The following is a 12,069-nucleotide window of genomic DNA, read 5'->3' as shown; positions in this document are numbered from 1 at the left end:
TGGGGCCAGGCTCGAAAGTGGACACGAGCACAACGGTAGCAATCGATTGCTAAGGCCCAGCTCGTGTCCGATTCCAGGCCTGGCCCCAGGGTGGACACGGACTCGACTGTGAGGGGCGCTGCGCTTATCCGAGGAAGATCTGCTGCAGGTCGTTCAGGAAGCGGTGACCCAGTTCGGTCGGCCGGATGACGGTGTGATCACGGTAGATCAGGCCCTTTGATTCGGCCGCGTTCAACTGCTTCTCGATCGTGTTCAGCGCCAGCCCCGTGCGTTCGCTGAACAGGTTGGGCGCGAAGCCTTCCTGCAGCCGGAGCGCATTCAGCATGAATTCGAAGCCCATGTCGGCGCGACCGATCTCGTTCTCTTCCTGCACCGGCGTGCCGTTCGCCACCTGCTCCATGTACGACTTCGGCTGCTTGTAGCGCGCCTGCCGCAGCACGCGGTGCGGGAACGACAGCTTGGTATGGGCGCCGGCGCCGATGCCCAGGTAATCGCCGAACTGCCAGTAGTTCAGGTTGTGGCGGGCCCGGTGACCGGGCCGCGCGTAGGCCGACACCTCGTAGTGGCCATAGCCCGCTTCGCCGGTCATTTCCGCGACGAGGTCCTGCATGTCCGCGCTCGTGTCGTCGTCCGGCAGTTCCGGCGGATACTTCGCGAACACCGTGTTCGGCTCCATCGTCAGGTGGTACATCGACAGGTGCGGTGGCTTGAACGACAACGCCGTGGCCAGATCCTGGCGGGCTTCGTCCAGCGTCTGCCCGGGCAGCGCGTACATCAGGTCGAGGTTGAAGTTGTCGAAGGTGGCCAGCGCGATCTCCACCGCGCGGCGCGCCTCGCCATCGTCGTGGATGCGGCCCAGCGCCTGCAAATGCCGCGCATTGAAACTCTGGATGCCGATCGACAGCCGGTTGATGCCGCTGGCGCGGTAGCTGCGGAATTTTTCGGTCTCGAAGGTGCCGGGATTGGCTTCCATCGTGATTTCGGCATCCCCATCGAGCGGCAGCAAGGTGCGCAGGTCGGACATCAGCCGGTCCAGCCCTGCCGCGGACATCAGGCTCGGCGTGCCGCCGCCGATGAACACGGTATGGATCTTGCGGCCCCAGATCAGCGGCAGCGCCATTTCCAGGTCGAGGCGCAGCGCGTCCAGGTACTGCTTTTCCGGTACCTCGCCCTTGGCCTCGTGCGAATTGAAGTCGCAGTACGGACACTTGCGCACGCACCACGGCCAGTGGATGTACAACGACAACGGTGGCAGCGCCGTGAGGTTCAGCGCGCCCGGCTGCAGGTATTGCGCGGCCACGCCGGCCGCGGCATCGATGGTGCGGGCCGGCGTGGCGGGTTTGCCCGCGCCTGTGCCAACCGGTTTGATGGGGATCATTTCAGCTTCTCTACCAGCGCGCGCAATGCCTGGCCGCGATGCGACAGGCGGTTCTTCTCATCGGGCGTCAGCTCCGCGGTGGTCTTGCCCAGTTCGGGGATATAAAAATGCGGATCGTAGCCGAAGCCGCCTTCGCCGCGCGCCTCGGCCTGGATCACGCCGCGCCAGACGCCGTCGGCGATGACCGGCTGCGGATCGTCCGCATGGCGCACGAACACCAGCACGCAGTAGTAATACGCCGATTTGTCGTCGTGCCGCGCCAGGTCCGCAACCAGCTTTGCGTTGTTGGCGGCATCGGACTTCGGCTCGCCCGCGTAGCGCGCCGAGTAGACGCCCGGCGCGCCGCCGAGCGCATTGACGCACACGCCGGAATCGTCCGCCAGCGCCGGCAGCCCGGTCAGCCGTGCCGCGTGACGCGCCTTCTGCAGCGCGTTCTCGACGAACGTGTGGAACGGCTCGTCCGCTTCCGGCACGCCGAATTCGCCCTGCGCGTGCACCTCGAAGCCGACGGTGGACAGCAGCGCGTTGAATTCCTTGAGTTTGCCCGCGTTGTTCGAGGCAAGGATGAGTTTTTGGGTCATGGCAGAAAAACGGGGGACGTACCCCTGTTTAGAGGAAATTTCCTCTAAACAGGGGTACGTCCCCAATTTTGATATGGGGCAGCTATTTTACTCCGCCAGCCCCAGTTCCCGCTTCTGCAGCCGGATCAGGTCGGCGATGCCCGCGTCGGCCAGGTCCAGCAGGCGGTTCATCGTGCCGCGGTCGAAGGCGGCGCCTTCGGCGGTGCCCTGCACTTCGACGAAGTGGCCGGCATCGGTCATGATCACGTTCATGTCGGTGTCGCAACCGGAATCTTCCACGTAGTCGAGGTCGAGCACCGGCGTGCCCTGGAACACGCCCACGGAGATCGCCGCCACGAAGTGCTTGACGGGCACGGCAGGGATCGCGCCCTTGTCGACCAGCTTCATGAACGCGTCGTACGCAGCCACCATGGCGCCGGTGATCGAGGCGGTGCGCGTGCCGCCGTCGGCCTGGATCACGTCGCAGTCCAGGTGCAGCGTGCGTTCGCCGAACGCCTGCAGGTCGAACGCGGCGCGCAGCGAGCGGCCGATCAGCCGCTGTATTTCCTGCGTGCGGCCGCTTTGCTTGCCACGGGCGGCTTCGCGGTCCATGCGCGAATGTGTCGAGCGCGGCAGCATGCCGTATTCGGCCGTCAGCCAGCCCTGCCCTTTGCCCTTCAGGAAGCCCGGCACCTTTTCCTCGATACTGGCGGTGCAGATTACCTTGGTGTCGCCGCATTCGATCAGCACGGAACCTTCGGCATGCTTGGTGTACTGGCGGGTCAGGCGCACGGTGCGCAACTGGTCAACGGTGCGGCCGCTTGGGCGGGTGTCAATGGTCATGGACACTTTCTTTGATTGGTTTATGAAGGGGTTACCGGCGCAGTGGCCGGCATGGTTACCGGAGTAGTTGCGAGGATTTTTCAATGGCGCTGCGGATCTCGGCAATGGCCTTGTCGATCTCGGCTTCGTCGAACGGATCGGCGGGCGCGATCGTGGTGCCGCCCGTGTGCGATTCGGTGGAGATCATCGTCGATCCAGCAGCGGCGGGCGTATCGAGAGCTCCTTGCCATGCGATGGCCAGGCCGGTGACGTTGTCGCTGCCGGCACCGGCAACGCGCAGCGCGCTATGCAGCAGGTCGGGCACGGCGCGTTCGACGGCCGCGGTGGACAAGGCGGCCACGAGCTCCTCTTCCGGCAGCACGCCCCACAGGCCATCCGAGCATAACAGCATCACGTCGCCCGCTTCCAGGGCCGCCCCTCGCGACAGCTCGACCTTCGGCGCGGCATCGGCGCCCAGGCAGTTGTACAGCTTGTTGCGGTCCGGATGCGTGTGACGCGCCGACGCGGGTACGCGGCCGGCGTCGATCTGTTTCTCGATATGCGAATGATCGCGCGTGCGCGCCAGGACGCGCCCGCCGCGCAGCAGGTACAACCGCGAATCGCCACAGTGCGCCCAGGTGGCCATGCCATGCTGCACGACGCAGGCGACGATCGTCGTGCGTGGCGTTTCCGGCAAGCCGTGCAGCGCGGCATGGCGATGGATTTCGCGGTGCGCCGCATGGCACGCGTCTGCCAGGAAGCGCTCCGGGCCTTTCACATAAGGATTGGCCTGCTGCTGGAACAGCGCGGAAATCGTCTGCAACGCCACGGTGGCGGCCACTTCGCCGCGCGGATGGCCGCCCATGCCGTCGGCCAGCACCAGCAGCAACGCATCGCGCGTGAAGCTGTAGCCCATGCGGTCCTGGTTCATGCCCCGGCCGCCGATATGGCTTTCCTGGTAGACGGAAAATCGCATGTGGCCTCCTATCCTTGCGTGTCCGGCGCGGCACCACGGCGCCCCGGCCTCAGGCGGCCGGCCAGCGTGCGCAGGCGGGCGAACGTGCCCGCTGGTGTCGCTGGTGCGACAGGCACCGCCGGCGCCATTGTCGTCTCCAGCGCCTGCAATGCCTTTTGCATGGCAAACAGGCTTTGCGGGCGTGCCAGCGGATCCATGGTGAGTGACCAGCGTACCAGCTGCACCAGGGCGGGGGAATAGGCACCGGCCAGCTCGCTGAACGATGCGTCCATGCGGTCGGCCTTGCGCCGTTCTTCCGCCGGCTGCGGCGGCGAGCCGGCCATGCAGGCAAACATCGCGGCGCCGATGCCATAGGCGTCGGTCCACGGCCCCAGCGGCGATGTCTTGATCGTCAGTTCGGGCGCGGCGAAGCCGGGCGTGTACATCGGCGTCAACGTCAGGGCGCCCGAATCGATGGTCCGGCGCGCCGCGCCGAAATCGAGCAGCAGCGGCGTGCCGTCGCTGCGCAGGTAGATATTGGCCGGTTTCAGATCGAGGTGGAGCAGGCCATTTGCATGCACTTCGCGCAAACCCTTCAATACCTGGATGAAAACCTGGCGGATCAATGCTTCATCAATATTGCCGCCTTTTGCGCGCTGCCGCGAAATCTGGTCCTGCAATGTGTTGCCGGATTCATACGCCATTACCATGTAAACGGTATCGTTCGCGCGGAAGAAATTCAGTACGCGCACCACATTCGGGTGCGCTATTTTCGCCAGTGCGCGGCCTTCCTCGAAAAAGCATTTCAGGCCGAGGCGGAATACCGGCAGATTCGCCGCCGACACCGCGGGCGCGAGTTCTCCCTCTTGACGCAATGCCAATGCGCTTGGTAGATACTCCTTGATGGCAACCGCATTGCCTTCGGCGTCATAGGCGAGGTAGACGATACTGAACCCGCCGGACGCAATTTTCTTTACAATGCGGTATCCAGCCAACTCCAGCCCATCCGGCAACGGGACGTTGTTTTGTGCAGCCATGCATTTCCTCGCATCAACTAACGCCACTGAGATCCGGATTGTGTGGACAAAACCAGGCATTTGTAAAGACCAAATCGGGGATATCCATTGAGCATTTCCAGCATGACGGGCTACGCGGTTGCCACCAGCGAAAGCGCGGCGGGAACTCTGACCATTGAAATCAAGAGTGTCAATTCCCGTTTTCTCGACCTTCAATTCCGCATCAACGACGACCTGCGTGCCCTCGAACCGGACCTGCGTACGGCAATCATGGCCGCCATCACGCGCGGCAAGGTGGAAATCAGGTTGAGTTTTGGCCGCAAGGCCGCTGGCGCCGGCACCCAGGCGCTGAATATTCCCCTCCTGAATGAACTGGCCCGCCTGCAGGCCGAGGTCAGCACGCATTTCAGCGGCGCACATGCCATGTCGGTGGCCGAACTGCTGCGCTGGCCCGGCGTTGTCGAAGAGGCGCAGATCGGCCAGGAAACGCTGCAGGCCGACGTGGCCGCGCTGATGACGAAAACGGTTGGCGCATTCGTGAACAGCCGGCAGCGCGAAGGCGCCGCGCTCGAAGCGATGCTGATCTCGCGCATCGAGGCGATGGAAGCCATCGTCAAGCGCATCACGCCGCTGATCCCGCAAGTGGTGGCGGCATTCCAGCAAAAGGCAATCGAGCGCATGCAGGAAGCGCTGGGCCTGGCCTCGCAAGGATCGAACGCGGCGCTGTCCCGCCAGGATGCGATGGAACGCATCCGGCAGGAAGTGATCCTGTATGGCATCCGCATCGACGTGGCCGAGGAACTGGGACGGCTGTCGGCGCACCTGTCGGAAACGCGCCATATCCTCAAGAAGGGTGGCCAGGTGGGCAAGCGTCTCGATTTCATGATGCAGGAACTGAACCGCGAAGCCAATACGCTGGGCGCGAAGGCTTCCGTCAAGGAGCTGGCCGACGCGTCGATGGAACTCAAGCTGCTGATCGAGCAGATGCGCGAACAGGTGCAGAACCTGGAGTGACCTTCGCGGACCGGCAGCTATCAAGGTAGTGCCGTGCGCGGTTGCTCTTGGTAAAATACGCCTTTTGGGCCACCGCCCGCGAATCGGAATTGAAAATGAATCAACACTTCTCGGGCAGCCTGTTCATGGTTGCAGCGCCTTCCGGCGCCGGCAAGTCCACCCTGGTCAATGCCCTGCTGGCCCAGGAGCCGGCGATCAAGCTGTCGATTTCCACCACGACGCGCCCGCCCCGCCCGGGCGAGGAACATGGCCGTGAATACTTCTTCACGACGGCGGAGGATTTCGTTGCCCGTGCCAATGCCGGCGAGTTCCTCGAGTGGGCCGAAGTGCATGGCAATTACTATGGCACGTCGCGCCTGTTCGTCGAAGAGCAGATGAAGGCCGGCACCGACATCCTGCTGGAGATCGATTGGCAGGGCGCCCGCCAGGTGAAGAAGCAGTTCCCGCAGGCGGCCGGCATCTTCATTTTGCCGCCATCGATCGCGGCGCTGGAAGAACGGCTGCACAAGCGTGGCCAGGATGAGCCGCACGTGATCACGCGGCGCCTGCTGGCGGCCGGCGGCGAAATCGCCCACGCGCCCGAGTTCGAGTATGTTATTATCAATGAAGAGTTTCCGGTCGCCTTGCAACAGCTGAGCGCGATCGTCCGGTCGGCCCGTTGCCGGTTTGCGCAACAGGCGGCGCGCAATGCATCGCTGTTTGCCCAGTTGGGTATCCACGCCGAGCAGCATAATTAAGCAGCCCGACAAACAGCACAACCGATTTATTCCCTCGTTTTCCATTTCACCGAATTTGCCCAGGAGTTACCATGGCCCGTATTACGATCGAAGATTGCCTGCAGAATGTGCCGAACCGCTTCCAGCTGACCCTGGCCGCCACCTATCGTGCCCGCCAGCTGCTGCAGGGCCACACCCCGAAGGTGGATGCCAAGGACAAGCCGACCGTGCTCGCGCTGCGCGAGATCGCCGCCGGCAAGGTCGGCCTGGAAATGCTGAAAAAGGTTCCGATGTAATTTTGGGACTCCGGTTCCTCTGTACCGCCACAGGTTCTCCAGTTGAATTACACTGCGAACACCATGAACCTGAATTCCCCTGAATCCGGCATTACCGAGCGCCCCGTTTCGCGGGGCCGTCGTTCGGCCGCCTGGCCGGATGGCGATGCCGGCCAGCCTCCCGCCATTTCCACGTCTCCCCTCGCCGCGCCAATGACGCCCGCGGGCGTGGCCACGATCAGCCACCTCACCGAAAAACTCGCCGAATACATGACCGAGGCCGACCTGAAGAAGGTCAAGGAAGCCTACCGGTTCTCGGACGAGATGCACCTGGGCCAGGTGCGCAAGTCGGGCGAGCCGTATATTTCGCACCCGATCGCGGTGGCCGAGATCTGCGCGGACTGGAAGCTCGATGCGCAGGCGCTGATGGCGGCGCTGCTGCACGACGTGATGGAAGACCAGGACGTCAAGAAGGAAGAGCTGATCGAGCGCTTCGGCTCCCCGGTCGCGCAACTCGTCGACGGCCTGTCGAAGCTCGAGAAGATCGAGTTCCAGAGCCAGATCGAGGCGCAGGCCGAGAATTTCCGCAAGATGCTGCTGGCCATGGCGTCGGACGTGCGCGTCATCCTGATCAAGCTGGCTGACCGGCTGCACAACATGCGCACGCTGGACGTGATGGCGCCGGCCAAGAAACAGCGCATTGCCAAAGAAACGATGGAAGTCTACGTGCCGATCGCGCACCGCCTCGGCCTGAACAACATCTACCGCGAGTTGCAGGACCTGTCGTTCTCGCATCTCCACCCGCTGCGTTACACGGTGCTGGCCAAGGCCGTGAAGGCGGCGCGCGGCAACCGCCGCGAAGTGGTCGGCAAGATCCTCGATTCCGTGAAGAACACGCTGGGCATGGCCGGCATCCACGCCGAAGTGTATGGCCGCGAGAAAACGCTGTATGGCATCTACAAGAAGATGCGCTCGAAACACCTCACGTTCTCGCAGGTGCTCGATGTGTACGGCTTCCGCGTCGTCGTCGACAGCTTCCCGAACTGCTACGTCGCGCTGGGCACGCTGCATTCGCTGTACAAGCCGATGCCGGGCAAGTTCAAGGATTACATCGCGATCCGCAAGCTGAACGGCTATCAGTCGCTGCATACCACGCTGATCGGCCCGTACGGCACGCCGGTGGAATTCCAGATCCGCACGCAGGAAATGCACCGCACCGCCGAATCGGGCGTGGCGGCGCACTGGCTGTACAAGAACAGCGACGCCAACATGACGGACATGCAGCAGCGCACCCACGCGTGGCTGCAATCGCTGCTCGACATCCAGCAGCAGACGGGCGACTCGGCCGAGTTCCTCGAACACGTGAAAGTCGACCTGTTCCCCGATTCCGTGTATGTGTTCACGCCGAAGTCGAAGATCATCGCGATGCCGCGCGGCGCCACGCCGATCGATTTCGCCTACGCGATCCACACGGGCATCGGCGACCATACCGTTTCCGTGACGATCAACGGCGAACCCGCTCCGCTGCGCACCGAGCTGCGCAACGGCGACATCGTCGAGGTGGTGACCGACCCGGATTCGCGGCCCAGCCCGAGCTGGCTGAGTTTTGTCCGCACCGGCAAGGCGCGCTCGGCGATCCGGCACCACCTGCGCACGATCAACCTGCCCGAATCGATCGGGTTGGGCCGGCAGCTGCTGCAGCAGGCGCTTGCCGCGATCAGCATCTCGCCGGACCTGCCCGAACCCCTGGTGGAACGGCTGCTGAACGAATCGTCGGCGAAATCGATGGACGAGCTGCATGCCGACATCGGCATCGGCAAGCGCATGGCGGCCCTCGTGGCACGGCACGTCTTCGGCTTGCTGGGCGGCGAATCGGCCTCGATGCCGATCGACCACAATTCGGCGGCCGACCTGGACCCGGTGACGATCTACGGCAGCGAAGGCGTCTCCGTCCAACTGGCTCCCTGTTGCCTGCCGATCCCGGGCGACCAGATCATCGGCCAGCTGCGCCGCGACCAGGGCCTGCAGGTGCACACGTCCGACTGCAGCGTGGCGCGGCGCCAGCGCCAGAAGGAACCGGACCGCTGGATCGCGGTGAAATGGGGCACGGAACTGAACCGCCGCTTCGACAGCCGCATCCGCCTGCTGATCAACAACGAAAAAGGCATCCTCGCCCGCGTGGCCGCCGAGATCGGCGAATCCGACGGCAACATCACCTTCGTCGGCATGGACGAGGACAACGACCACGTGCTGCACCAGCTGCGCTTCACGATCCAGGTGAAGGACCGGGTGCACCTCGCCGGGCTGCTGCGCAACGTGCGCAAAGTCACTGGTGTGAACCGGGTATCCCGCGAGCGGGGATAAAAACTGGGACAGCCCCCGCCTGCGACTGGTGTCTGACACTTTTTTCTGGGCGATTCATCCAGAAAAAAGTGTCAGACACCGGTTTTCCCTTGCGCTCCCACAGCCTGCCCATGACAAGCTGGCGAGAAGATAGCGACATTCTCATCCTCCGGAGGCACCATGTCGCGACGTCCCCGTCTGCTGTTACCTGGCATACCCTTGCACATCATCCAGCGTGGCCACAATCGCCAGCCATGCTTTCTCAGCGAATCAGATTTTCTCGTCTACCTGGAGTGGCTTGGCAGCCATGCCTCCACCGTTGGCTGTTCAATCCATGCTTACGTGCTGATGACCAACCACGTCCACATCCTTGCGTCGTTCGATGAGATCAGGCTTGCGCCAGAACTGATGAGGCGCCTCGGCCAGCAATATACGCTTTGTTTCAACAAACGCTGCGCCGTACCGGCTCAGTATGGGAAAGCCGTTTCTGGTCGCATCCGGTTCCAACCGAACGGTACTTCATGAAATGTCAGCGCTATATCGAGGCCAACCCTATGCGGGCTGGAATGGTTATTCACCAGGAGCGATACCGCTGGTCGAGCTACCGTGGGAATGCCGGCTTCAACGCTGACCGCTTGGTATGTCCACACGAGCTTTACCTGCGTCTGGGACTGAACGAAACGGAGCGTTTTGCCAACTACCGGTGCTTGTCGGATTGCGAGCTGAATCCGGATGAGTTAATGGAAATCCGGGGCTTGATGTATTCTCCAGCCCCTCGGGGACGGCCAGGGAAACGCCCGGTCGAGAGTTGATGCAAGCCGTGAAAAACCCCGGTGTACGAAACCAGACACGCCGGCGAATTCTGTAAGGAACACCGGTGTCCGACACCTTTCCCGAAAACCCGGGAAAAGTGTCCGACACCAGACACGCTGCGGATGGCTACTTCGCTGCCGGATAGCTGACTTCCAGAATCTCCAGCTCCTCCACCCCGGTCGGCGTGTGCAGCGTCACGGTATCGCCCTCGCGCGCCTTGGTGATCGTGCGGGCGATGGGGGAGATCCAGCTGACCTTGCCCTTCAGCGGGTCGAATTCGTCGATGCCGACGATGGTGATCGTGTTTTCCACGCCATCCTGGTTGCTGTAGGTGACGGTGGCGCCGAAGAAGATCTGGTCGCTGCCGTGGTGCACGCTCGGGTCGACCACTTCGGCCAGGTCGAGCCGCTTGGTGAGGAAGCGGATGCGGCGGTCGATTTCGCGCAGTCGGCGCTTGCCGTAGATGTAGTCGCCGTTTTCCGAGCGGTCGCCGTTCGAGGCGGCCCAGTGCACCACCTTCACGACTTCGGGCCGTTCCACGTCGATCAGTTGCAGCAGCTCGTCCTTGATGCGCTGGTAGCCGCTCGGGGTGAGGTAGTTCTTCGCGCCGGGAGGAATCGGCGGCGCCAGCTGGACGTCGTCGTCATCGTCCTGCTCGGTTTCTTTCACAAAAGCTTTGTTCATGAGAAGTGGTGTTTCACGTATCATCCTGCCAATACGGAACGATTGTACACACTTATGAGCATTGTCCATTCCTGCCACCAAGCCGTGTGGCATGCCACGCGTTCCCAGCTCTTCCTGATCGATCCCCATACACTGCGCCTGCTCGATACGAACCCGGCGGCGGGCCGACAATCGGGCGGTCGCGCCGGCGACGACTTCGCCGCCATTGCCCCTGCCCTGTCCCGCGAAGGGTTCGACGCGGCCCTTGCCGCCGGGACCGCCGCCGGCACCACGCTGGCGCGGACGGATGGCACGAGCTACCCGGTGACGCTGCGGCTGCTGCGGGTGCGCCACGACGACAGGGACTGCGTGCTGGCGATCGCCGAGGACGAAGCGGCGACGGACGTGCTGCAACAGGTGCAAACGCGCTTCGACGCCATCGTGTCGCACACACCCGGCCTGGTGTACCAGTTCCGCCGCGAGACGGACGGCCGCGTGTCCTTCCCCTATCTCAGCGAAGGCTGCCAGGCGCTGCTGGGCTTGCCGGCGGCCGAACTCGCCGCGCAGCCGGAACAGTTCGCGCACCTGGTGCTGCCGGAAGACCGGCAATCCTATCTCGATGCGATGGCGTCATCCGCCGCCACGCTGTGGAGCTGGAACTGGGAAGGCCGCATCTGGATCGAGGCGTGGAAGGACGTCAAGTGGATCAACCTGCGCGCCACCCCGCACGTGTTGCCCGATGGTGCCGTGCAGTGGGAAGGCATCATGACCAACATCACCGAAAGCAAACTGGAGCAACTGGAAGTGCGGGCCAGCCGGTCGCGGCTGGCGGAGCTGACCGCCCACATCGAAAAGGTCAAGGAACAGGAACGCACGCGCATGGCGCGCGAGATCCACGATGACCTCGGCGGCAACCTCACCGCGATCAAGATGGCGCTGGCGATGCTGGCCGCGCGCCTGCCGGAGGGCGACGACGTGCTGGCCAGGAAGGCGGCCTATGTCGACGAACTGGCCGACCGCACCATCGATGCCGTGCACCGCATCACGCTCGACCTGCGGCCGTCGATCCTGGACTTCGGCCTCGTTGCCGCGCTCGAATGGCAGGTCAAGGAATTCGCCGCGCAGGCGGGCCTGGCGTGCACCTTCCACTCCAACGAAAAGGATGTGGAACTCGATGCCGACCAGGCCACGGCGCTGTTCCGCATCGTGCAGGAGGCGCTGACCAATATCGCCAAGCACGCGCACGCTTCCACCGTGACGGTGCGCCTGCACAGCACGCGCACGCACGTCGGCGTGAAAATCACCGACAATGGCCGCGGCATCCGCTCCGCCGACCGCGCCAAGCCGGGCTCGTTCGGCCTGCGCGGCATGGCCGAACGGGCACGGGCACTGGGTGGCACGCTGAACCTCGCGCATGCGCCCGGTGGCGGCACGGTCGTGGCGATCCGCATCCGGCGTGCCGGCCCGGGCGACGGGCCGGAAGCGGCTACAATTCGGGCTGCAATAACATAATG

At 63.6% G+C, this 12,069-nt stretch carries 12 protein-coding genes; 6 read left to right on the top strand and 6 right to left on the bottom strand.

The features are described from left to right. Positions 1-124 precede the first annotated feature (124 nt). The 5 genes from hemW to EWM63_RS19250 form a co-directional block, all read right to left on the bottom strand. Complete coding sequence (gene hemW, locus EWM63_RS19270) at positions 125-1,378, bottom strand: radical SAM family heme chaperone HemW (RefSeq protein WP_130187984.1); 1,254 nt, start codon at positions 1,376-1,378, stop codon at positions 125-127. Then, the gene (gene rdgB, locus EWM63_RS19265; RefSeq protein ID WP_130187983.1) at positions 1,375-1,959 is read right to left on the bottom strand and encodes an RdgB/HAM1 family non-canonical purine NTP pyrophosphatase; all 585 of its coding nucleotides are present in this window, start codon (positions 1,957-1,959) and stop codon (positions 1,375-1,377) included. Before rdgB ends, hemW begins: the two co-directional genes overlap by 4 nt. An 87-nt stretch (positions 1,960-2,046) precedes the next feature. Beyond that, complete coding sequence (gene rph / locus EWM63_RS19260) at positions 2,047-2,781, bottom strand: ribonuclease PH (protein WP_130187982.1); 735 nt, start codon at positions 2,779-2,781, stop codon at positions 2,047-2,049. A gap of 55 nt (positions 2,782-2,836) precedes the next feature. Then, positions 2,837-3,736 (bottom strand): PP2C family protein-serine/threonine phosphatase, encoded by a 900-nt coding sequence (locus EWM63_RS19255; protein ID WP_130187981.1) that lies wholly within the window; start codon positions 3,734-3,736, stop codon positions 2,837-2,839. 8 nt (positions 3,737-3,744) lie between these two features. Further along, positions 3,745-4,752, bottom strand: a complete 1,008-nt coding sequence (locus EWM63_RS19250) for a serine/threonine-protein kinase (protein ID WP_130190480.1) — start codon at positions 4,750-4,752, stop codon at positions 3,745-3,747. 102 nt (positions 4,753-4,854) lie between these two features. On the opposite strand from EWM63_RS19250, the gene EWM63_RS19245 reads away from it, so the two are divergent. The 5 genes from EWM63_RS19245 (at position 4,855) to EWM63_RS19225 (ending at position 9,604) form a co-directional block, all read left to right on the top strand. After that, the gene (locus EWM63_RS19245) at positions 4,855-5,745 is read left to right on the top strand and encodes a YicC/YloC family endoribonuclease (protein ID WP_130190479.1); all 891 of its coding nucleotides are present in this window, start codon (positions 4,855-4,857) and stop codon (positions 5,743-5,745) included. 95 nt (positions 5,746-5,840) lie between these two features. Beyond that, a complete protein-coding gene (gene gmk, locus EWM63_RS19240; protein ID WP_130187980.1) occupies positions 5,841-6,482 on the top strand; it encodes a guanylate kinase in 642 nt (213 codons plus the stop codon). Positions 6,483-6,553: 71 nt separating this feature from the next. After that, positions 6,554-6,757 (top strand): DNA-directed RNA polymerase subunit omega, encoded by a 204-nt coding sequence (rpoZ, locus tag EWM63_RS19235; RefSeq protein ID WP_130187979.1) that lies wholly within the window; start codon positions 6,554-6,556, stop codon positions 6,755-6,757. A 63-nt stretch (positions 6,758-6,820) separates the two neighbouring features. Beyond that, complete coding sequence (locus EWM63_RS19230; RefSeq protein ID WP_130187978.1) at positions 6,821-9,100, top strand: RelA/SpoT family protein; 2,280 nt, start codon at positions 6,821-6,823, stop codon at positions 9,098-9,100. 159 nt (positions 9,101-9,259) lie between these two features. Then, on the top strand, positions 9,260-9,604 hold the full coding sequence (locus tag EWM63_RS19225; RefSeq protein ID WP_130187977.1) for a transposase: 345 nt from the start codon (positions 9,260-9,262) through the stop codon (positions 9,602-9,604). A gap of 414 nt (positions 9,605-10,018) precedes the next feature. Here EWM63_RS19225 and greB read toward each other — a convergent pair whose 3' ends face one another. After that, complete coding sequence (greB, locus tag EWM63_RS19220; RefSeq protein WP_130187976.1) at positions 10,019-10,576, bottom strand: transcription elongation factor GreB; 558 nt, start codon at positions 10,574-10,576, stop codon at positions 10,019-10,021. Between the two features lie 54 nt (positions 10,577-10,630). Between greB and EWM63_RS19215 the strand changes: the two genes are divergently transcribed. Further along, positions 10,631-12,067: a sensor histidine kinase gene (locus EWM63_RS19215; RefSeq protein ID WP_130187975.1), complete on the top strand. Its 1,437-nt coding sequence runs from the start codon at positions 10,631-10,633 to the stop codon at positions 12,065-12,067. Positions 12,068-12,069: the final 2 nt, after the last annotated feature.

The sequence above is a fragment of the Pseudoduganella lutea genome (assembly GCF_004209755.1).
Lineage (GTDB): Bacteria > Pseudomonadota > Gammaproteobacteria > Burkholderiales > Burkholderiaceae_D > Rugamonas > Rugamonas lutea.
The sequence above is the reverse complement of the archived record's forward strand: the minus strand, read 5'-3'. Positions and strand labels throughout refer to the sequence as shown.